At 60.5% G+C, this 21,891-nt stretch carries 24 protein-coding genes and 1 pseudogene; all 25 read right to left on the bottom strand.

Features of this window, described 5'->3' with window-relative positions; all coding sequences use genetic code 11:
* Nucleotides 1-22: 22 nt before the first annotated feature.
* On the bottom strand, nucleotides 23-1,102 hold the full coding sequence (locus AC3ITA_RS07975) for a hypothetical protein (protein ID WP_489279936.1): 1,080 nt from the start codon (nucleotides 1,100-1,102) through the stop codon (nucleotides 23-25).
* Nucleotides 1,103-1,111: 9 nt separating this feature from the next.
* Nucleotides 1,112-1,366: a PAAR domain-containing protein gene (locus AC3ITA_RS07970; RefSeq protein ID WP_150673909.1), complete on the bottom strand. Its 255-nt coding sequence runs from the start codon at nucleotides 1,364-1,366 to the stop codon at nucleotides 1,112-1,114.
* Between the two features lie 381 nt (nucleotides 1,367-1,747).
* Complete coding sequence (locus AC3ITA_RS07965; protein ID WP_414929300.1) at nucleotides 1,748-2,164, bottom strand: NUDIX hydrolase; 417 nt, start codon at nucleotides 2,162-2,164, stop codon at nucleotides 1,748-1,750.
* A complete protein-coding gene (locus AC3ITA_RS07960) occupies nucleotides 2,161-2,667 on the bottom strand; it encodes a hypothetical protein (RefSeq protein WP_489279935.1) in 507 nt (168 codons plus the stop codon). The genes AC3ITA_RS07965 and AC3ITA_RS07960 overlap by 4 nt, the downstream gene beginning before the upstream one ends.
* Before the next feature lie 353 nt (nucleotides 2,668-3,020).
* The gene (locus AC3ITA_RS07955) at nucleotides 3,021-3,413 is read right to left on the bottom strand and encodes a DUF2802 domain-containing protein (protein WP_095944060.1); all 393 of its coding nucleotides are present in this window, start codon (nucleotides 3,411-3,413) and stop codon (nucleotides 3,021-3,023) included.
* Nucleotides 3,414-3,899, bottom strand: coding sequence for a chemotaxis protein CheW (locus AC3ITA_RS07950; RefSeq protein ID WP_007980742.1), 486 nt, complete (start codon nucleotides 3,897-3,899; stop codon nucleotides 3,414-3,416). It lies immediately after the preceding gene.
* A gap of 76 nt (nucleotides 3,900-3,975) precedes the next feature.
* A complete protein-coding gene (locus AC3ITA_RS07945) occupies nucleotides 3,976-4,881 on the bottom strand; it encodes a CheW domain-containing protein (RefSeq protein ID WP_414929298.1) in 906 nt (301 codons plus the stop codon).
* Between the two features lie 11 nt (nucleotides 4,882-4,892).
* Nucleotides 4,893-5,006: pseudogene (locus tag AC3ITA_RS07940) on the bottom strand (outer membrane lipoprotein carrier protein LolA); the annotation flags it as partial.
* A gap of 69 nt (nucleotides 5,007-5,075) precedes the next feature.
* A complete protein-coding gene (locus AC3ITA_RS07935; protein ID WP_095944062.1) occupies nucleotides 5,076-5,864 on the bottom strand; it encodes a ParA family protein in 789 nt (262 codons plus the stop codon).
* A 43-nt stretch (nucleotides 5,865-5,907) separates the two neighbouring features.
* Entirely contained in the window at nucleotides 5,908-6,798 is an 891-nt protein-coding gene (gene motD / locus AC3ITA_RS07930; RefSeq protein WP_095944063.1) for a flagellar motor protein MotD, read from the bottom strand.
* A gap of 12 nt (nucleotides 6,799-6,810) precedes the next feature.
* Nucleotides 6,811-7,551 (bottom strand): flagellar motor protein, encoded by a 741-nt coding sequence (locus AC3ITA_RS07925; RefSeq protein ID WP_057715870.1) that lies wholly within the window; start codon nucleotides 7,549-7,551, stop codon nucleotides 6,811-6,813.
* Complete coding sequence (locus tag AC3ITA_RS07920) at nucleotides 7,551-8,681, bottom strand: protein-glutamate methylesterase/protein-glutamine glutaminase (RefSeq protein ID WP_095944064.1); 1,131 nt, start codon at nucleotides 8,679-8,681, stop codon at nucleotides 7,551-7,553. The genes AC3ITA_RS07925 and AC3ITA_RS07920 overlap by 1 nt, the downstream gene beginning before the upstream one ends.
* 48 nt (nucleotides 8,682-8,729) lie before the next feature.
* The gene (locus AC3ITA_RS07915; protein WP_489279933.1) at nucleotides 8,730-10,997 is read right to left on the bottom strand and encodes a chemotaxis protein CheA; all 2,268 of its coding nucleotides are present in this window, start codon (nucleotides 10,995-10,997) and stop codon (nucleotides 8,730-8,732) included.
* A gap of 54 nt (nucleotides 10,998-11,051) precedes the next feature.
* Nucleotides 11,052-11,840, bottom strand: coding sequence for a protein phosphatase CheZ (locus AC3ITA_RS07910; protein ID WP_008052267.1), 789 nt, complete (start codon nucleotides 11,838-11,840; stop codon nucleotides 11,052-11,054).
* Nucleotides 11,841-11,861: 21 nt separating this feature from the next.
* Entirely contained in the window at nucleotides 11,862-12,233 is a 372-nt protein-coding gene (locus AC3ITA_RS07905; RefSeq protein WP_003183998.1) for a chemotaxis response regulator CheY, read from the bottom strand.
* Between the two features lie 167 nt (nucleotides 12,234-12,400).
* Entirely contained in the window at nucleotides 12,401-13,141 is a 741-nt protein-coding gene (gene fliA / locus AC3ITA_RS07900; protein WP_007894214.1) for an RNA polymerase sigma factor FliA, read from the bottom strand.
* A complete protein-coding gene (gene fleN / locus AC3ITA_RS07895) occupies nucleotides 13,138-13,968 on the bottom strand; it encodes a flagellar synthesis regulator FleN (protein ID WP_008001746.1) in 831 nt (276 codons plus the stop codon). The genes fliA and fleN overlap by 4 nt, the downstream gene beginning before the upstream one ends.
* Before the next feature lie 116 nt (nucleotides 13,969-14,084).
* Nucleotides 14,085-15,413: a flagellar biosynthesis GTPase FlhF gene (gene flhF / locus AC3ITA_RS07890; protein WP_095944066.1), complete on the bottom strand. Its 1,329-nt coding sequence runs from the start codon at nucleotides 15,411-15,413 to the stop codon at nucleotides 14,085-14,087.
* An 11-nt stretch (nucleotides 15,414-15,424) separates the two neighbouring features.
* A complete protein-coding gene (gene flhA / locus AC3ITA_RS07885; protein WP_489279931.1) occupies nucleotides 15,425-17,554 on the bottom strand; it encodes a flagellar biosynthesis protein FlhA in 2,130 nt (709 codons plus the stop codon).
* Between the two features lie 123 nt (nucleotides 17,555-17,677).
* On the bottom strand, nucleotides 17,678-18,352 hold the full coding sequence (locus tag AC3ITA_RS07880; RefSeq protein WP_489279930.1) for a hypothetical protein: 675 nt from the start codon (nucleotides 18,350-18,352) through the stop codon (nucleotides 17,678-17,680).
* A gap of 154 nt (nucleotides 18,353-18,506) precedes the next feature.
* The gene (gene flhB / locus AC3ITA_RS07875) at nucleotides 18,507-19,646 is read right to left on the bottom strand and encodes a flagellar biosynthesis protein FlhB (protein WP_414929296.1); all 1,140 of its coding nucleotides are present in this window, start codon (nucleotides 19,644-19,646) and stop codon (nucleotides 18,507-18,509) included.
* A gap of 3 nt (nucleotides 19,647-19,649) precedes the next feature.
* Nucleotides 19,650-20,432, bottom strand: a complete 783-nt coding sequence (gene fliR, locus AC3ITA_RS07870) for a flagellar biosynthetic protein FliR (RefSeq protein ID WP_095944069.1) — start codon at nucleotides 20,430-20,432, stop codon at nucleotides 19,650-19,652.
* A gap of 3 nt (nucleotides 20,433-20,435) precedes the next feature.
* On the bottom strand, nucleotides 20,436-20,705 hold the full coding sequence (gene fliQ / locus AC3ITA_RS07865) for a flagellar biosynthesis protein FliQ (protein ID WP_007948918.1): 270 nt from the start codon (nucleotides 20,703-20,705) through the stop codon (nucleotides 20,436-20,438).
* Entirely contained in the window at nucleotides 20,702-21,460 is a 759-nt protein-coding gene (fliP, locus tag AC3ITA_RS07860) for a flagellar type III secretion system pore protein FliP (protein WP_095944070.1), read from the bottom strand. The genes fliQ and fliP overlap by 4 nt, the downstream gene beginning before the upstream one ends.
* Nucleotides 21,460-21,873, bottom strand: coding sequence for a flagellar biosynthetic protein FliO (gene fliO, locus AC3ITA_RS07855; protein WP_095944089.1), 414 nt, complete (start codon nucleotides 21,871-21,873; stop codon nucleotides 21,460-21,462). The genes fliP and fliO overlap by 1 nt, the downstream gene beginning before the upstream one ends.
* Nucleotides 21,874-21,891 lie beyond the last annotated feature (18 nt).

The following is a 21,891-nucleotide window of genomic DNA, read 5'->3' as shown; positions in this document are numbered from 1 at the left end:
TGTTTCACTAATCCATGAGGCTTCAGCCGATCAGCCAGCCCCGGGTCTGGTCGGACAATGTGCGATCCAATATCCACACGGCGCAGCCAGGTTCAGCGCTTGCAGTCAGCCAAGCGAGGCCGATTTGCACCCATTGCCCGGTCACAGACCCGAACCGGGCCCCCATTGTGTTGAGGCGAACCTGGCGCTCGAGGTCCAGGCCAGGCAAGAATTTCCGGGCATATTCACCGAGCTGAGTGAGGCGGTTGTCACCGAGTGCGCCCTCTCCGATCAGCACGCTGACTCGCACCGGATCGATGGCCGTGAGCTCACACAGTTTTGCCATCAACCGTTCGAGGGTTTGCGTGTCGATACGCGCCTGTGCAGTGCGAGGCGGGTGATCCAGCTGGATCGGCGCAAACAGTTTCAGAGCGCTGTCGGTCCGCAGGTCCGCAAGCTTCGGCTGGCGATGCAGCAACACCGCGCTGACCGCTTCGCCGGCCATCTCATCAGGTGCGAGACACGGCACCTGCTCCTTGCAGACCCATGTGGCCAGACTCAGGCACAACAGGTACTGCGGCCCGGCACTGTGACCAAGGACCTCGGGCAACCACTGCGCGGGGGCTTGGGTCTGCAAGTCAAAACCACGTAGCGGCATCAGCTCACGAGGCCACAGGCTCACGACTCGATCAATCCAGTCCATCGCGCCGACAGCGTCTGGAACGAACAACACGACCTGGGTGTTCGACCAGTCGATTGATTCGCGGAATGCCGATGCCCATTTTTTCAGGGCACCCTGCAGGATTTCGCCGGAGCGACCAAGCGCCTCGACTGCTGGCCATCCTTCGATGGGAGTGGCGAGACGGCAAATGGGCCGACGCAGTCCGCTGGCATCCAGCAGGCGTGGGTCGTGAGAAAAGTCGGTACGCATTCCTGCCAGTTCGCTTACCGGTAACGGTGCGTCATAGGCGCCGCAGGGTAGCCAGACCCAGGCCCGCGCAATGCTGACGCAGTTGGAGGTGAAATCCCCCGCGGGAAATATCGCATCCGCCAGGCGTTGCGCCTCCTGCGCCGCCAACCGGCGTTCGGAGATCCGATCATAGAGACTTGTTCGATATTCCATCTCTGTTCCTTAGAGAAGGCCAGTGTCCTTTTGCGTAGCTATCAGCCTTGCACCGCAGGAAGTCAGATCCCCGTCACGAGCAACCGCCCTGTCATCGACCAGCAGTGTTTCATCACCACTTTCGATCATGCATTCCCCATGCGGGCACAAGACTCGATCTCCGACTCTCGCAACCGCGAGACCGTTGATATCCGTCCAGGGCGATCCTTCACACACCCGCCCTCCATCAGAGGTCGGGTCGTCGATTACGATGATGGGGCGCATGGTGAACTTCCGTGTTTGAACATGGGCAGGACATCAGTCCAAAAACGAGAGCAAATAAAGGAACTGCACGGTACTGACCGAAGCCGGCCGTCTCAAGTCGGCGCATTCCTCAAATCAAGTAGTCCGATTCCCAGGACCACGTAGGCCGTATCCCGAGTGCGAACCTGCCCGCGATTACGAAGCGCCTGTTCATGAAAATGGATGCATTGAGGTTGCAGACGGGGGTGTGCGTGGATATTGGATCGCGGAGGAGGATGTCACTGAACGTGGGGGTGATGACCTGGCACCCATCTCCATTCGCCTTGGAGGTATTGCGTAGAGGGTCCCGGCTGAGCAGAACATTGCCGACAGCAGGCCAAGCGAGCCTGCGTCACAACATGTTCATGCATGTTCCGCCGCGGTAAAGCTTCTCCAGGTACCTGACTTGCCTTCAAAGGCGTCCAGCACACGAATGCGGGTATTGTTTTTCATAGGTCCGGGAAGATCACTCAAGGAAAAAAAACCCATCGCAGAGATCTCTTCACCAGGCAGCCACTGCTCACGGCCGGTAATGCAGCATGCGAAGGAAATGACCAGATCATCTTTGAATGGCGCCGAGTACAGGCCGATCAATTTTTCAACCGTGACGTGGTAACCGGTTTCCTCAAGCACTTCACGAACGACGGCCGCCTCCGGTGACTCCCCATTTTCAAGGCGTCCGCCGGGAGTCGTCCAGCCGTAGGGCGGGTAGTTACGCTGCACACACAAGATCTCGTGCTGCTCGTTAAAGATCGCTGCGAATACTCCAATGGTGGTCATCCGTCATTCCTCGCCTGCGTGGCGCCTTCAAACCTGAAAAACCGCAAAAGCCTGAGACTGCGACCGACAATCAAACCGTTGATAAGGCCAGCCCCCAGTGCCGCCCCTGCGACCGCCGACATTTCATTGGCCAGCTCCGGGTACATGGCCGCCTGGTAACCGCCGTAGTAGCGCCAGGCAAAAAAGCCCCAATACACAATCAGCACCTTGATCGTGCCAGGCAGTACCAGATGGTCCCCCTCGCGCTGCACATTGCTGTACGAGAAAAAGCGCAGTGCCACCCACCACCCCGCCAGTAATCCCAACGAATAGGCTGAAAGCTGGATTGCAATTTCCTGGGAGGGATTGAGCGATGCGAGGGACAAAGCCACGAATATCACAGGTGATATCTGCAATGACCTTTTCGATACGTGGCTCCTGAAACAGGCGATGACGCCGTAGTAACTCAGAATTAAAAACACCGCATAAACCCACAGCGGTGTACCGCGCACAATGTCGATCATAAGCCTTCCTGGCACTGTGTATGTTTGGGCAGGTCAAACTACTGATCGCTGGTTGCGATCACAAGACGGTGGAATCTGAGAGTGCTATAGGCAGGAGACTACGAAAGCGTAATCCCGGTCTGAGGATAGAGAGGAATGCGTCGGATCGCGGGGAAGATTGCTGCGCATTCGAGGACGCCTTCGCGAGCAGGCTCGCTCCCACATTTGGTCTTCTGTGAACACTTGTTCTGTGTCCGACATAGAACCATTGTAGGAGCGAGCCTGCTCGCGATGGAGGTATGAGCGCCGCGTTTCTCCAGGAGGCCCGCGTCATCGTTAACGTCCATCGCGAGCAGGCTCGCTCCTACAGGCTGTCAGTTCTTGTGCAACTTGCTCATCAACTCCGCCTCCGCCTGGGTCAGGCCGCAGGACTGGGTCAGTTCGTTGACGCTGGCGCCCATCCCGACCAGTCGCGCCGCCTGGGCGAATGACAGACTTGAGGGGTCCCGTTGTTCCAGCTGAGCGAGCTTGTCCGGCAGGGGCGCGACGATCGCCCGCAGTTCATGCAGGTCTTCGCCCATGCGCACATTGCCGTTCTGGTAGTCGTCGACGTGCCTGGCCAGGTCCTTGATGCGCTGATCGCGCAGCGCATCACCCTTGGCCTGTTGCGCGGCGATCTGCTTTTGAGCGCGTATGTACGCCAGGAACATTGCCAGCGTACCTGCCCAGAACAGGAACAGGACAATGACCGCCACCTCGAGAATCAATCAGATACTCTCCAGTTCCGACCATTCTTCTTCGCTCATCATCTTGTCGAGCTCGACCAGGATGAGCAATTCGTTGTTCTTGTTGCACACGCCTTGAATGAACTTGGCGGACTCTTCGTTACCCACGTTCGGCGCGGTTTCGATTTCCGACTGACGCAGGTAAACCACTTCGGCCACGCTGTCGACCATGATCCCGACCACCTGCTTGTCGGCTTCGATGATGACGATACGGGTGTTGTCGCTGATCTCGGCATTCATCAGGCCGAAGCGCTGGCGGGTGTCGATCACGGTGACGACGTTGCCGCGCAGGTTGATGATGCCCAGCACGTAGCTCGGGGCACCCGGGACCGGGGCGATTTCGGTGTAGCGCAGGACTTCCTGGACGCGCATCACGTTGATGCCGTAGGTCTCGTTGTCCAGCTTGAAGGTGACCCATTGCAGGATCGGATCTTCGGAACCCTTTGCCGCCGTTGCCTTGTCATTCATACCCTGACCCCTCAAGAAACCGCCCTGGCGGTGTGTGTTCCGTGCAACGTCATCAGAGTGACGTCGCCTGTTTTGTTTATTTGACTGATGTCGGTTTGTGGCCCGGCTTGCTGCCGGACATGTGCCGGGCTCCGCCGCTGGCGATCAACTCGGCCAACGAGGCGACATCGAGCAAGGCGCACATGTGTTCAATCACCGTACCGGCGAGCCATGGCCGCTGACCTCGGTGACTTCTCCATTTGATTTCGTTCGGGTCCAGGCGCAACGAACGGCTGACTTGATGCACCGCCAGCCCCCACTCGTAGCCTTGCACCGAAATCACATATTGCAGGCCCTGCTTGAAATCGTCGCGATAACGGTCGGGCATGACCCAACGCGCGGTATCGAGCACCTTCAGGTTGCCGGCCTGGCTCGGCAGAATGCCCAGGAACCACTCCGGCTGACCGAACAACGGCGTCAACTCGTGACCGGCCAGGGAATAAATCGACCCCAGGCATACCAGCGGCACCGCCAGGGTCAAGCCGGCGACATCGAACAGCAGGCATTCGAAGGGTTCGGCAGCCCAGGACGGACGACCATCGGTTTCCACCGGTGGCGGCGTATTGCTTGGCGGCAGGTGCACTTCGACGACGGGCGGAACCCGTGCCTGAGGTTCCTCGATCACCGGAGCGTTCAGGGTTTGCAACAGCGGCGCAAGGGTCGATACCGGTGCCAGAACGGGCTCCGGCGCTTCGACCACAGCAACCGGCGCCTTGGCCGCCGGAGCTACTGGCGCGACCACAGGCGCGGTTTTCTGTGCATCCCGGGCCTGCTCTTCGAGCACCGCTGCCTGAAATTCGTCCAGCACGGCTTCGGCCGCGATCTCCTCGGCCACTGCCTCTACTGGCGGTGTCAGCTCCTCAGTCACGTCCTGCAGCAGGCTGTCCAGATACGACTGCAAGGCCAGTTGTGGGCGCGAGGTGGTCTTCAATGGGCGGTTCATGCGCGCACACCTGTAGGAGCGAGCCTGCTCGCGATGAACCTGAGCGCGCCACGGGGTGTCAGGTTTCCCGCGTCATCGTTGACGACCATCGCGAGCAGGCTCGCTCCTACAGGGATCGGGATCATGTCAGGTTTCCCGCGTCAGCGTTGACGACCATCGCGAGCATGCTCGCTCCTACAGGGTTCGGGGTCATGTCAGGCCACCTGCGGCACGAGTTGTGCCGCCAACAGATGCTTGAGCAATGCGCGGTAAGCGAGAACGCCACGGCTCTTGCCGTCGAACTGCGAAGGCGTCAGACCGGCGCGGCTGGCATCGCGCAGGCGGGTGTCCACCGGGATATAGCCTTGCCAGATTTCCTCGGGGAATTTGTCGCGCAGCACGCGCAAGGTTCCAAGGGACGCCTGGGTGCGTCGGTCAAACAGGGTCGGCACGATGGTGAAGGGCAACGCCTGTTTGCGCGAGCGGTTGATCATCGCCAGGGTGTTGACCATGCGCTCCAGGCCTTTGACCGCCAGGTGTTCGGTCTGCACCGGGATCACCAGTTGCTGGCTCGCCGCCAAGGCATTGACCATCAGCACGCCGAGCAAGGGCGGGCTGTCGATCACGGCGTAATCGAAGTCCTGCCACAGTTGCGCCAGGCTCTTGGCAATCACCAGGCCCAAACCGCTCTGTCCCGGCGACTGGCGCTCAAGGGTGGCCAGTGCGGTGCTGGAGGGCAACAGGGAAATGCGTTCGTCGCTGGTCGACAGCAGCAATTGACCTGGCAGGCCTTGGGGCACGTTGCCCTTGTTCAGGAACAGGTCGTAGTTGCTGTGTTCCAGGGTGTCTGGATCGTAGCCGAAGTAGCTGGTCATCGAGCCGTGGGGGTCGAGATCGACCACGACCACGCGCTTGCCCGCCTCCGCCAGTAAACCGGCTAAAGCGATGGAGGAAGTGGTTTTACCGACACCACCCTTTTGATTGGCGACTGCCCAGACTCTCATTCGGATTGTTCCTCCCGGCCGAACGGATCGACCGAGAAATAGCTCAACGTGTTAATGCCGGTGACGGAGAATTGACGGCGCTCTCTCGTACCGGCGACTTGACCGGGGTCGGTGCAGTTTGTGTGCCAGCACGCTTCAATGCGGCATCCGGTTGCGCATGGGCGGTTCCGGTGCCGGTCAGACTGCGGCGAACATCGAGGTTGCGCGACACCACCAGCACCACGCGACGGTTGCGGGCGCGGCCTTCGGCGGTGGCGTTGTTGGCCACCGGCTGAAACTCGCCGTAGCCCACCGAAGCCAGGCGACCGGGGTTCACCCCCTGCATCGCCAGCATGCGCACGATGCTGGCCGAGCGGGCCGAGGACAGCTCCCAGTTGGTCGGGTACTGCGCGGTGCGGATCGGCTGATCGTCGGTGAAACCTTCGACATGGATCGGGTTGTCGAACGGCTTCAGGATCGCCGCGACCTTATCGATGATGTTGAACGCGATGTCGCTGGGCATGGCGTCGCCACTGCCGAACAACAGGCTGGAATTGAGTTCGATCTCAACCCACAACTCATTGCCGCGCACGGTCATCTGGTTGGAGCTGATCAAGTCACCGAACGCCGCACTGATGTCGTCGGCGATGCTTTTGAGCGGATCGCTGGCGCCGGAGACACCGGCATCGACCTGATCACTGTCATGGACCAGCGGCTTGGCCGGGGTCACGGTCTTCGGTCGCTCGTCACCGATGGGGATCGGCTTGAGCGAACGATCGGAATCGGTAAAGACCCCGATCAGCGCCTCGGAAATGACCTTGTACTTGCCTTCGTTGATCGACGAGATGGAGTACATCACCACGAAAAAGGCAAACAGCAAGGTGATGAAGTCGGCGTAGGAAACCAGCCAACGTTCATGGTTTACATGTTCTTCCTGATGTCGACGACGAGCCATGAGGATATTCCCTTAATCCATGAAGCCCTGAAGCTTCAACTCAATGGAGCGTGGGTTTTCACCTTCGGCGATCGACAGGAGCCCTTCCAGCAGCATTTCGCGATAACGCGACTGGCGCAACGCGATGGATTTGAGTTTGGCGGCAATCGGCAACAGCACCAGGTTGGCACTGGCCACGCCGTAGATGGTGGCGACGAACGCCACGGCAATACCGCTGCCCAGTTGCGATGGATCAGCGAGGTTGCCCATGACATGAATCAGGCCCATGACCGCACCGATGATGCCGATGGTCGGCGCGTAACCGCCCATGCTTTCGAAGACCTTGGCCGCTTCGATGTCGCGGCTTTCCTGGGTGTAGAAATCCACTTCCAGAATGCTGCGGATCGCTTCCGGCTCGGCGCCGTCAACCAGCAGTTGCAGACCTTTGCGCGCGTAGTTGTCGGGCTCGGCGTCGGCGATGCCTTCAAGGCCCAGCAGGCCTTCCTTGCGGGCGGTCAGGCTCCAGTTCACCACGCGGTCGATGCCACCGGCCAGGTCGACACGGGGCGGGAACAGGATCCAGGCGAGGATCTGCATGGCGCGCTTGAAGGCACTCATCGGCGATTGCAGCAGCGCGGCGCCAATGGTGCCGCCGAGTACGATCAGTGCTGCCGGGCCGTTGGCCAGGGCGCCGAGATGACCGCCTTCAAGGTAGTTGCCGCCGATGATCGCGACAAAGGCCATGATGATGCCAATCAGGCTGAGAACATCCATCAGATACAGGCCTCGACCAAGTGCTTGCCAATGTCGTCGAGGCTGTACACCGCGTCGGCGAGTTCGGCTTTGACGATGGCCATCGGCATGCCGTAGATCACGCAACTGGCTTCGTCCTGTGCCCAGATCGAACTGCCACCCTGCTTGAGCAGGCGCGCGCCTTCGCGGCCGTCGGCGCCCATGCCGGTCAGGACCACCGCCAGAACTTTGTCACCGTAGGTCTTGGCCGCCGAACCGAAGGTGATGTCCACGCACGGTTTGTAGTTGAGACGTTCGTCACCCGGGAGGATTTTCACCGCGCCGCGACCGTCGATCATCATCTGCTTGCCACCCGGCGCCAGCAGCGCCAGGCCCGGACGCAGGATGTCGCCATCCTCGGCTTCCTTGACGCTGATGCGGCAGAGCTTGTCCAGGCGCTCGGCAAAGGCCTTTGTGAAGGCGGCCGGCATGTGCTGGACCAGCACGATCGGGGCCGGGAAGTTGGCCGGCAATTGGGTCAAGACCCGCTGCAGGGCGACCGGGCCACCGGTGGACGTACCGATGGCCACCAGTTTGTAGGCTTTGCGTTTCGGCGCGGGCGACGACGCGCAGGCCCCATGTGTACGCACAGGAATCGGTGCCGGTGCCGGACGCACGGGCGCGCTGCTGCCGTAACTTCCGATACTGGAAGGCGCAGGTGTTGGAGCAGGTGCGGCCACAGGGGCCGGAGCGCTGTAAGTGCTGACGCGACGATTGCTGCGCGAAATGCTCAGGATCTTTTCGCACAGCAGTTGCTTGACCTTCTCGGGGTTGCGCGAGATGTCTTCGAAGTTCTTCGGCAGGAAGTCCACCGCGCCGGCATCCAGCGCATCGAGGGTGACCCGGGCGCCTTCGTGGGTCAGCGAGGAGAACATCAGGACCGGGGTCGGGCAGCGTTGCATGATGTGTCGCACGGCGGTGATGCCGTCCATCATCGGCATCTCGTAGTCCATGGTGATCACGTCGGGCTTGAGGGCCAGCGCCTGATCGATCGCCTCTTTGCCATTGGTCGCCGTGCCGACGACCTGGATATTGGAATCCGCTGAAAGAATTTCCGAGACGCGGCGGCGGAAAAACCCCGAATCGTCCACCACCAGGACTTTGACTGCCATAAACACTCCATTAGATGGAGCGAGGCCAGGCGCCCCGCTCCACCAGAATCAAATACGCCGTGTGGCGTAACGCTTGAGCATGCTCGGAACATCGAGAATCAGCGCGATGCGGCCGTCACCGGTGATGGTGGCGCCGGACATGCCCGGAGTTCCCTGGAGCATTTTGCCCAATGGCTTGATGACCACTTCTTCCTGGTCCACCAGTTGATCGACGACAAAGCCGATCCGCTGGGTGCCCACCGAAAGGATCACCACATGGCCCTCGCGCTGCTCTTCGTGAGCGGCGGAGCTGACCAGCCAGCGTTTGAGATAGAACAATGGCAGCGCCTTGTCCCGCACGATCACCACTTCCTGGCCGTCCACGACGTTGGTGGTCGACAGGTCGAGGTGGAAGATCTCGTTGACGTTCACCAGCGGGAACGCGAACGCCTGGTTGCCGAGCATGACCATCAGCGTCGGCATGATCGCCAGGGTCAGCGGCACCTTGATGACGATCTTCGAACCCTGGCCCTTGGCCGAGTAGATGTTGATCGAACCGTTGAGCTGGGAAATCTTGGTTTTCACCACGTCCATGCCCACGCCGCGACCCGATACGTCGGAGATCTCGGTCTTGGTCGAGAAACCCGGGGCGAAGATCAGGTTGTAGCATTCGGTGTCGCTCAGACGATCGGCGGCATCCTTGTCCATCACGCCGCGTTTAACCGCGATGGAACGCAGGACGTTCGGGTCCATGCCTTTGCCGTCGTCGGAGATCGACAGCAGGATGTGGTCGCCCTCCTGCTCGGCCGCCAGGATCACTTTGCCACCCCGGGCCTTGCCCGAAGCTTCGCGTTCTTCCGGCGATTCGATGCCATGGTCGACCGCGTTGCGCACCAAGTGGACCAGCGGGTCGGCCAGAGCCTCGACGAGGTTCTTGTCGAGGTCGGTTTCTTCGCCGACCAGTTCCAGGTTGATCTCTTTCTTGAGCTGGCGGGCCAGGTCGCGAACCAGGCGCGGGAAGCGCCCGAAGACTTTCTTGATCGGCTGCATCCGGGTCTTCATGACCGCGGTCTGCAGGTCGGCGGTGACCACGTCGAGGTTCGACACGGCCTTGGACATGGCTTCGTCGCCGCTGTTGAGGCCCAGGCGGACCAGGCGGTTACGCACCAGCACCAACTCGCCGACCATGTTCATGATCTCGTCGAGACGCGCGGTATCGACGCGCACGGTGGTCTCGGCTTCACTCGCCGGCTTTTCCGCCGGTGGCACGGCCGGGGCACGGGCAGCAGCCGGTGCAGCAGCGGCCACAGGGGCCCGTGTTTCGGCTATTGGCTCGGGAGCCTTGGCCACGGGTTTCGGCGCGGCTGCCTTGGCGGCAGGTGCCGCAACCGAGGCGTTGGCGCCGGTTGCCGTTCCAGCCGTTGCGCCCACTTCAGTGAACTTGCCTTTGCCGTGCAACTCGTCGAGCAGCGCTTCGAACTCGTGATCGGAAATCAGATCGCTGCCGGCCGCCACCGCGCTGGGTGCCGCGGGCGCGGGCACAGAAGCAATGGCCGACTCCAGCGCCTCGACAGCAAAGTTACCCTTGCCGTGCAGTTGGTCGAGCAGTGCTTCGAATTCGTCGTCAGTAATATCGGAACTGTCGCCGGCCGCTTTCGGCGCTTCTGGCACAGCGGTCGCCGGGACCACCGCGTCAACGGCGAACTGGCCTTTACCGTGCAGCTGATCGAGCAACGACTCGAACTCGGCATCGGTGATTTCATCGCTGCCGGCGGCATTGCCGGCAGGCGCTGGAGCAGCCTTCGGGGCCTCGGCCTGGGCCTTGACGGCATTCAGCGAGTCCAGCAGTTGTTCGAATTCATTGTCGGTGATATCGCCCGACTCGGCTTCAGCCACAGGCGCTTCGACCACGGCGGCGACAGGCGCGGCAGCCACCTCGTCAGCCGATTGCGGCTCGGCCAGACGGGCCAGCGCCGCGAGCAGTTCCGGTGTCGCGGCCGTGATCGGGCCGCGTTCGCGGACTTCGCTGAACATGCCGTTCACCGCGTCCAGCGCTTCGAGAACCACGTCCATCAGTTCCGAGTCGACGCGACGTTCACCCTTGCGCAGGATGTCGAACACGTTCTCGGCGATGTGGCAGCACTCCACCAGTTCGTTGAGCTGGAGGAAGCCGGCGCCCCCTTTTACAGTGTGAAAACCGCGAAAAATTGCATTGAGCAGATCCGCATCATCCGGACGGCTTTCCAGCTCGACCAGTTGCTCGGACAGTTGCTCTAGAATCTCGCCGGCCTCAACCAGGAAATCCTGAAGGATCTCTTCATCGGCGCCGAAGCTCATTAAGGGGGTGCTCCTACAGGTCTAAAAACCCAAAAAACCTAAAATTCCAAAACTCTAAAATCCCAGGCTGGATAACAAATCGTCCACATCGTCCTGACCGGACACAACGTCTTCTCTTTTATCGGCATGAATCTGCGGACCTTCACCCTGAGAGAGATGTTTTTGTGGATCTTTTTCAGCAAGCATCGCTTCACGGTCATGTTCGATGCCCGCAAAGCGGTCCACCTGACTGGCCATCAGCACGAGCTTGAGCAGGTTGCTTTCAACTTCGGTGACCAACTGGGTCACACGCTTGATCACCTGGCCTGTGAGGTCCTGGTAATCCTGGGCGAGCAGGATGTCGTTGAGGTTGCCCGACACCGCGCGATTGTCCGTGCCGCTGCGCGTCAGGAACCCGTCGACCCGCCGGGCCAGTTCACGAAACTCTTCGGCGCCGACTTCGCGACGCATGAAGCGCCCCCAGTCCGCGCTCAACACCTTGGCTTCATCGGCCAGGCCATTGACCAGCGGCGTGGCACTTTCCACCAGATCCATGGTGCGATTGGCCGCGGCCTCGGTCAGCTTGACCACGTACCCCAGGCGTTCGGTGGCGTCGGTGATCTGCGACACTTCTTCGGCTTGCGGCATGTGCGGGTCAATCTGGAAATTGACGATCGCGCTATGCAGTTCGCGGGTGAGCTTGCCCACTTCCTGATACAGGCCACGGTCACGGGTCTGGTTGAGCTCATGGATCAATTGCACCGCGTCGCCGAACTTGCCTTTTTCAAGGCTCTCGACCAATTCGACGGCGTGTTTTTTCAGGGTCGATTCAAAGTCGCCCAATGAAGTTTCGTTATTGCCCATAGCTCCCCCGTGGCGCATTCATCAACCGATGCGTTCGAAAATCTTCTCGATTTTTTCTTTCAACGCCTGGGCCGTGAAGGGTTTGACCACATAGCCGTTAACACCGGCCTGGGCGGCTTCGATGATCTGCTCGCGCTTGGCTTCAGCGGTCACCATCAGCACCGGCAGGTGCTTGAGCTTTTCATCGGCACGCACGTGGCGCAGCAGATCGATACCGGTCATGCCAGGCATGTTCCAGTCCGTTACCAGAAAGTCGATGCTTCCGCTGTTGAGCACCGGAATGGCGGTAGTGCCATCGTCGGCCTCGACGGTGTTGGTGAACCCAAGGTCACGCAGCAGGTTCTTGATGATCCGCCGCATCGTTGAGAAGTCATCAACGATGAGGATTTTCATGTTCTTGTCCAATTCGACCTCCAAGCAGTCTTAAACGCGCCCAGCACCTGGACGCGCCATTTCAATCAATCCGGCAAAGCACTCAATGACTGTCTGGAGCACAACAGATCGCGACCGGCGCAGTTCAACACCACACCAGCCTCGTTCGCAGTGTCCCCACACTGCCCTCAGCGCGCTCGCCACTCCCCCAAACGCCCCCGCAAACGGGCCGCGCACTGGCTGTGTAACTGGCTGACCCGCGATTCGCTGACCCCCAGGACCTCACCGATTTCCTTGAGGTTCAACTCTTCGTCGTAGTACAGCGCCAACACCAGCCGCTCACGCTCCGGCAAATTGGCAATCGCATCCGCCAGCGCAGCCTGGAAGCGTTCATCCTCCAGGTCGCGTGACGGCTCGAGATGAGCACTCGCGCCATCCTCGTGCAGCCCCTCGTGTTCGCCGTCCTGCAAAAGGTCGTCGAAACTGAACAGCCGGCTGCCCAGGGTGTCGTTCAAAATCCCGTAGTAATCATCGAGACTCAATTGGAGTTCGGCCGCAACTTCGTGATCTTTAGCGTCTCGGCCGGTTTTAGCTTCAATCGAGCGAATGGCATCGCTGACCATCCGCGTATTGCGGTGAACCGAACGTGGCGCCCAGTCCCCCTTGCGCACCTCATCAAGCATGGCGCCGCGGATTCGTATGCCCGCGTACGTTTCGAAACTGGCGCCTTTGCTGGCGTCATATTTGGTCGATACTTCAAGCAGGCCGATCATCCCGGCCTGGATCAGGTCTTCAACCTGGACACTGGCCGGCAATCGCGCCAGCAAGTGGTAGGCAATGCGTTTAACCAGCGGCGCGTAACGCTCGATCAGCTCGTACTGCGCATCGCGTGCCGACTTTTTGTAGAGGTTGTAGCCGCTGGCTGTCATAGAACAGGTCCTGCTGTCTGCTGCACAAGCCGCTCGACGAAAAACTCCAGGTGCCCGCGCGGGTTGGCAGGCAGCGGCCAGGTATCGACCTTCTGCGCGATGGCCTTGAACGCCAGCGAGCACTTGGAACGCGGGAAGGCCTCGTAGACGGCGCGCTGCTTCTGCACGGCCTTGCGCACGCTTTCGTCGTAGGGCACCGCGCCGACGTATTGTAAGGCGACATCGAGGAAGCGATCCGTGACCTTGGTCAACTTGGCGAACAGGTTGCGTCCTTCCTGCGGGCTCTGGGCCATGTTGGCCAGGACGCGGAAGCGGTTCATGCCGTAGTCGCGGTTCAGCAACTTGATCAAGGCATAGGCATCGGTAATCGAGGTCGGCTCGTCGCACACCACCAGCAGCACTTCCTGGGCTGCGCGAACGAAACTGACTACCGAGTCCCCAATGCCCGCAGCGGTGTCGATCACCAGTACGTCGAGGTTGTCGCCGATATCACTGAAGGCCTGGATCAGGCCGGCGTGTTGCGCGGGGCTCAGATGCACCATGCTCTGAGTGCCGGATGCGGCCGGAACGATACGGATGCCGCCGGGTCCCTGCAGCAATACATCGCGCAGTTCGCAGCGGCCTTCGATCACGTCGGCCAGGGTACGTTTGGGTGTCAGGCCCAGCAGAACGTCGACGTTCGCCAGTCCAAGGTCCGCGTCCAACAGCATGACGCGCCGGCCAAGCTCGGCCAAAGCCAGGGACAAGTTCACTGACACATTAGTTTTCCCGACGCCACCTTTGCCGCCGGTCACCGCGATCACCTGTACGGGATGCATGCTGCCCATGTTATTTCTTTACCTTGTCTTGCATAGACGGAGGCCACATTACTGGCTGCGCGTTCACAAACGGAACAATGCATGGCAGACCATCGATGTAGGTACAAAAACTGTTCATTAATACCTCAGCCAACCTGCTTGGTCGGGCTGTGGTAGATGTCAGCGAACATGTCAGCCATGGCTTCTTCGCTGGGTTCTTCCTGCATTTGCACGCTCACGGCGCGGCTGACCAACTGATGACGACGCGGCAGATGCAAATCATCCGGGATCCGCGGGCCATCGGTCAGGTAGGCCACTGGCAGTTCATGACTGATGGCCAGGCTCAACACCTCGCCCAGACTTGCCGTTTCATCCAGTTTAGTCAGGATGCAGCCGGCGAGCCCGCAACGCTTGTAACTGTGATAAGCGGCCGTTAGAACCTGTTTCTGGCTGGTGGTTGCCAGGACCAGATAATTTTTCGAGCGGATGCCACGACCGGCCAGGCTTTCGAGCTGCATGCGCAGGGCCGGATCGCTGGCCTGCAGGCCGGCGGTATCGATCAGCACCACGCGCTTGCGCAACAGTGGTTCCAGGGCCTGCACCAGGGACTGGCCCGGATCGACGTGGGTCACCGACACATTGAGAATGCGCCCCAGGGTCTTGAGCTGCTCCTGGGCACCGATGCGGAAGCTGTCCATGCTCACCAGCGCGATGTTCTGCGCGCCGTACTTGAGCACGTAGCGGGCGGCCAGCTTGGCCAGGGTGGTGGTCTTGCCCATGCCGGCAGGGCCGACCATGGCAATCACACCGCCCTCTTCCAGCGGCTCGACTTCCGGGGTAACGATCATGCGCGCCAGGTGCGCCAGCAACATGCGCCAGGCCTGACGAGGCTCTTCGATTTCGCTGATCATCGCCAGCAGGTCGCGCGACAGCGGGCCGGACAGGCCAATGCGTTGCAAGCGACGCCAGAGGTTGGCCTGGTCCGGACGGCTGCCTTGCAGCTGATTCCAGGCCAGGGAGCCGAGTTGGACTTCCATGAGTTCGCGCAGGCTGTTGAGCTCGAAACGCATCGAGTCAAACGCCCGCGGATCCACGCCACCGGACGCTGGCGCAGCGGCCGGCGCGGGGCGACGGGGTTCGGCGTAGGTCGGTTCCATCAGCGGCTCGGCGGCGGTCAACGGCAAGCCGGCGAACAACTGGCGATTGGTTGCGTTGTCGCTCTCGCCATCGCCACGCAGGCTCAATTCGGCCTGGGCAGTGACGATCCGCGACTGAGTCTTGCGCAGCTCGTCTTCGAGCTCCATGTTCGGGACCCGCGGCGCCAGGGCCGACAGCTTGTAATCCAGCGCAGCCGTCAATTCGACACCCCCGGCGATCCGGCGGTTGCCAATGATGGCGGCATCAGCGCCCAGCTCATCGCGAACCAGCTTCATGGCCTGACGCATATCGGCGGCGAAAAAACGCTTAACTTGCATAAACCACTACCTCAGCCGTTGGGCCCTACTGTCGCAACGATGGTCACTTGCTTGTTGTCAGGGATTTCCTGGTAAGCCAACACGTGCAAACCCGGGACTGCGAGCCGGCCGAATCGCGAGAGCATCGCGCGAACCGGACCGGCCACCAGCAGAATCACCGGCTGACCTTGCATCTCCTGACGCTGCGCCGCGTCGATCAACGAACGTTGCAGCTTCTCAGCCATGCTTGGCTCCAGCAGAACACCCTCTTCCGAGCCTTGTCCTGCCTTCTGCAGACTATTGAGCAATATCTGTTCCAACCTTGGCTCCAGCGTGATGACTGGCAGCTGCGACTCAGTGCCTACAATGCTTTGGACGATTGCACGGGATACGCCAACCCGCACGGCAGCCACCAGCGCGGCGGTATCTTGACTCTTGGCGGCATTGTTGGCGATCGCCTCGGCAATGCTGCGGATATCGCGTACAGGTACTTGTTCGGCCAGCAGCGCTTGCAGCACCTTGAGCAACTGCGACAGCGAAACCACGCCCGGCACCAGCTCCTCGGCCAGTTTCGGCGAGCTTTTGGCCAGCAATTGCATGAGTTGCTGCACTTCTTCGTGACCGATCAGTTCACTGGAATGCTTGTAGAGTATCTGGTTCAAGTGGGTAGCCACTACTGTACTGGCATCGACCACGGTATAGCCGAGGGATTGCGCCTGGGCGCGCTGGCTGATTTCGATCCAGACCGCCTCCAGGCCGAAAGCCGGATCTTTGGCGGTAATACCATTGAGCGTGCCGTAGACCTGCCCCGGGTTGATCGCCAGCTCGCGATCCGGGTAGATCTCCGCCTCGGCCAGGATCACCCCCATGAGGGTCAGGCGATAGGCACTTGGCGCCAGGTCGAGGTTGTCGCGGATATGCACCGTGGGCATCAGGAAGCCCAGATCCTGGGACAGCTTCTTGCGAACGCCCTTGATCCGCGCCAGCAATTGGCCGCCCTGGTTGCGGTCCACCAATGGAATCAGGCGATAACCCACTTCCAGGCCGATCATGTCGATCGGCGTCACGTCATCCCAGCCAAGCTCCTTGGTTTCCTGGGCACGGGCCGGCGACGGCAGCAACTCCTGCTGGCGCTTGACCTCTTGCAGGGCCTGCACCTTGGCGACGTTCTGCTTTTTCCAGAACAGATAAGCACCACCGGCCGCCAGGGCCGCCATGCTCAGGAACGAGAAGTGCGGCATGCCGGGCACCAGGCCCATGACCGCCATCAAACCGGCTGCTACCGCCAGCGCCTTGGGCGAGGCGAACATCTGGCGATTGATTTGCTTGCCCATGTCTTCCGAACCGGACGCACGGGTCACCATGATTGCCGCTGCTGTCGATAACAACAGTGATGGCAATTGCGCCACCAAACCGTCACCGATGGTCAGCAGCGCATACACCTTGCCGGCGTCGCCGAAGGTCATGCCGTGCTGGAAGATACCGACCGCCATGCCGCCGATCAGGTTGATGAACAGGATCAACAGGCCGGCGATGGCGTCACCGCGAACGAATTTGCTGGCACCGTCCATGGAGCCGTAGAACTCGGCTTCCTGGGCCACTTCCGAGCGGCGGACCTTGGCCTGGGCCTGATCGATCAGGCCGGCGTTGAGGTCGGCGTCGATCGCCATTTGCTTGCCGGGCATCGCATCAAGGGTGAAACGCGCGCTCACCTCGGAAATCCGCCCGGCGCCCTTGGTCACCACGACGAAGTTGATGATCATCAAGATCGCGAACACCACGATACCAACCACGTAGTTACCGCCGATCACCACCTCACCGAAGGCCTGGATCACCTTGCCGGCCGCCGCATGGCCGTCCTGACCGTGGAGCATCACCACCCGCGTGGAGGCCACGTTCAACGCCAGGCGCAACAGCGTCGCCACCAGCAGGATGGTCGGAAACACCGCGAAATCCAGCGGCCGCAAAGCGTAGACGCACACCAGCAGCACGACGATGGACAGCGCGATGTTGAAGGTGAAGAACACGTCCAGCAGGAACGGCGGCACCGGCAACATCATCATCGCCAGCATGACCAGCAGCAACAGCGGCACGCCCAGATTGCCTCGACTGAGGTCGGCAACGTTTGTGCGGGCACTGTTGATTAACTGAGAGCGATCCACCGGTTTTCCCCGTTCCTTTAAAGCAAACTTTTGACGCCTGAAGCAGACGCAGAGCGGCTACTGCAAGAAGCTTTCCAACTTTTTGCCAAGGAACGGAATGCAGGAATCCGGGGCGGAAAACAATCACTCGGCGGTCAGAATCTGCTCAGGGAGAATGGCGCCGAGTTGCAACTCACTGCCCACCATGTAACGCATGCGCTTGCGCACCGGCACTCCACCGATCTCCACTGTTTCAGCTTCCGTATAGCCAAAAATGACGATCGAACCAGGAGCAAGCTTCGGCTTCAGCTTCAGCTTCGGTTTCTGAGATGAATGCCCCTGCATTACATTGAGCGACCAATCAAATGTAATGAGCGGCAAATCCTTCACGTAAATCGGCGCACCGTCCTCCCAACGAAAATCCCGACGAACAGTCACTTCCAACTGTTCACCGACATGCCGAAAAGCTGGCTTGCCGTATCGGCGCTCCAGCCCTCCGGTCGACCAAGCATCCATGTAGTAATAGGGACTGGCGAAGACCTTGAACAGATCTGCGCTACTGCTGATATCACCAGCGGCAGAGAAGAAGTAATTGTAGGAGTAGTGATAAGCCAGCCCACCCAACTCCGGCCTGATCGCATTGACCGGATCATCCAGGTACCCCGAAAGAAACTGATTGCTCATGTGCAAGAAATGCACGAAGTCCAGCGACATTCTGAAAGTAACCGCATAACTGAGCATTCGCGCGTCATTCTGCTCAAGGGTGCCGGAAACAAACGTCAACGCCATCCCTTCGAGCCGCCGATAAACCACCGTCATGACCTTCTCCTTACCCATCGTCAGTAAGACAGGTAACAGCTGGCAGGCCCTGCGCCTGACAGCAACCTGTCGAGGGCCATGGAATAGCAAGACAGCACTCGGGGTCTACTGTCATAACTGACAGGTCTGCGAAACTTTCAGATCAACGGTTGGATCAGCGATCGCGCCGCAAATCCGGCGGGATCGGCAAATCATCCTTGAGCGGATCCGGACGCTTGCCCTTGCCCGCCCGATACTGTCGAATCTGGTAGACGTAAGCCAGCACCTGCGCAACCGCCAGGTAGAGTCCGCCGGGAATTTCCTGTTCAAGCTCGGTGGAGTAGTAGATCGACCGCGCCAACGCCGGCGACTCCAGCAGCAAAATCTCGTTGGCCGCCGCGATCTCGCGGATCTTCAGGGCCAGGAAGTCGCTGCCCTTGGCCAGCAATACCGGCGCATTACCCTTTTCCGGGTCGTATTTGAGCGCCACGGCGTAGTGCGTCGGGTTGGTGATGACCACGTCGGCCTCGGGAATGGCGGCCATCATCCGGCGCTGGGACATCTCGCGCTGCAGTTGACGAATGCGCTGCTTGACCTCAGGTCGCCCCTCCTGGTCCTTATGCTCGTCGCGCACTTCCTGCTTGGTCATCTTCAGCTTTTTAACGCTTTCCCAAATCTGTATCGGCACATCCACCGCGGCGATGATGATCAGCCCGCACGCCATCCACAAGGTGCTCCAGCCCACCACTTGCAGGCTGTGAATGATCGCCATGTCCAGGGGCTCATGGGCGATGCGCAGCAGGTCATCGATGTCCGACGACAATACCGCCAGCGCCACGAACAGGATGATGATGAACTTGGCCAGGGCCTTGAGCAGTTCGACCAGCGACTTGGTGGAGAACATGCGTTTGAGGCCGGGGCCGGGGTTCAAGCGGCTGAACTTGGGCGCCATGGAACCCGCCGCGAACAGCCAGCCGCCCAGGGAAATCGGGCCGATGATGGCGGCCAGCACCAGCGCAATCATCACCGGCTGGATCGACCACAGGGCAATTTGCCCCGAGCGCATCAGGTAGGCGGCCATGGAGTGCTGATCCAGGATCACTTCCCGCGGCAGCGAGAAGTTGATGCGCATCAGCTCCATCATGTCCTGCGCCATGGCGCCGCCAAAAATCAGCAGCGCCGAGGCACCGACCAGCATGATCGCCAGGGTGTTGAGTTCCTTGGAACGCGCGATCTCACCCTTTTCACGGGAGTCCCGCTTGCGCTTCTCCGTGGGGTCTTCTGTTTTGTCCTGACCGCTTTCGCTCTCGGCCATGGCTCAGCTCGCCCGTGCCATTTCGCGTAACAACTGCAAGGCCTCGGTGGCCAGCGGTTGATACTGGTTGAGAATGTCCGCCAATCCGACCCAGATGATGAACAGCCCAAGCACCAGGGTCAGCGGGAAGCCGATGGAAAAAATGTTCAGTTGCGGCGCTGCCCGGGTCATGACGCCAAAGGCGATGTTGACCACCAGCAATGCGGTGATCGCCGGCAGTACCAGCAACAACGCCGAACCTAACACCCAGCCGAGCTTGCCGGCCAGTTCCCAGTAGTGATTGACCATCAGGCCGCCCCCCACCGGCAACGTGGTGAAACTCTCGGTGAGGATCTCGAATACCACCAGATGACCGTTCATGGACAGGAACAGCAGCGTCACCAGCATGGTGAAAAACTGCCCGATCACCGCCGTCGACACACCGTTGGTCGGGTCGACCATGGAGGCGAAGCCCATGCCCATCTGGATGGCGACGATTTGCCCGGCCACCACAAAGGCCTGGAAGAACAGTTGCAAGGAAAAACCCATCACCGCACCGATGAGAATCTGCTCGGCAATCAGCAACAGCCCGCTCAAATCCAGGGGATTGACCGGCGGCATCGGCGGCAGGCCCGGCACGATGACCACGGTAATGGCCAGCGCGAAATACAGACGGATGCGCCGGGGCAGCAGGGTCGTGCCAAACACCGGCATGACCATCAGCAAGGCGCCGACGCGAAACAGCGGCAACATGAACGTCGCCACCCAGGTGCTGATCTGGGTATCGGTCAGCGCTAGCAGTGACATGGTCTAGCCGATGACCTGAGGAATACTGCCGTACAACTGCAGGATGTATTCCATGAAGGTCTGCACCAGCCACGGGCCGGCAACGATCAGGGTTACCAGCATCACCAGCAGGCGCGGCAGGAAGCTCAGGGTCTGTTCGTTGATTTGCGTCGCAGCCTGGAACATCGCCACCAGCAGGCCGACCAGCAGACTCGGAATCACCAGCACCGCCACCATCATGGTGGTCAGCCACAGCGCTTCGCGGAAAATATCGACCGCAACTTCCGGGGTCATGGCGAGACACCACCAAAGCTGCTGGCCAGCGTGCCGATGATCAGCGCCCAGCCATCGACCAGCACGAACAACATGATCTTGAACGGCAGGGAAATGATCAGCGGCGAGAGCATCATCATACCCATGGCCATCAACACACTGGCCACGACCAGATCGATGATCAGGAACGGAATGAAGATCATGAAGCCGATCTGGAAGGCGGTTTTCAGCTCGGAGGTCACGAAGGCCGGCACCAGGATGGTCAGCGGCGCCTGATCCGGCGTCGCGATGTCAGTGCGCTTGGACAGGCGCATGAACAGCTCCAGATCGCTGGTGCGGGTCTGGGCGAGCATGAAGTTCTTGATCGGCACCTGAGCCTTGGCGACCGCATCCTGGGCCGTCATCTTTTCCGCCAGATACGGCTGCAAGGCGTCCTGGTTCACCCGGTCGAACACCGGCGCCATGATGAACAGGGTCAGGAACAGCGCCATGCCGGTGAGGATCTGGTTCGACGGCGTCTGCTGCAGGCCCAGGGCCTGGCGCAGGATCGAGAAGACGATGATGATCCGGGTGAAACTGGTCATCAGCATGACAAACGCCGGGATAAAGCTCAGCGCGGTCATGATCAGCAGGATTTGCAGGCTGACCGAGTATTCCTGCGCACCCTGCGCATTGGTGCCCAGGGTGATGGCCGGAATCGACAGCGGATCGGCGGCGAATGCCAGCGGCGCGGCCAGCATCAGGGTCAGCGTCAAGACGATGCGCAGCGCACCCATTACTTCTTATCCTTCTGATCTTTACCCAGCATCTCCAACAGGCGCTGGGCAAATTCCGGCGTGGGTTTCTCGGTACTCGGCACTTGCACCGGTTCCTTGAGGACGTGCAGTGCAGTGATGTTGCCGGGGCTCAGGCCCAACAGAATCTGCTCGTTGCCGACCTGCACCAGCATCAGGCGATCGCGAGGCCCCAGCGCGCGGGAGCCGACAATCTCGATCACCTGCCCTTTGCCCGCCGGACCGGCCTGCTGGACCCGACGCAGCAACCAGGCGAGGAAGAAGATCAACCCCAGCACCAGCAGCAAGCCGAACACCAACTGCGTCAACTGGCCCGCCACACCGCTGCTCACCGCAGGCGCAGCGGCCGTGGTGGCCGTTGCGACAGGCTCGGCCGCCAGCACGCTGAACGGCATCGCCAACACAAATCCGAG

The sequence above is a fragment of the Pseudomonas sp. GL_090 genome, from assembly GCF_057837765.1.
Note: the sequence above shows the minus strand (reverse complement) of the source record. Positions and strands in the feature narration are given on the sequence as shown.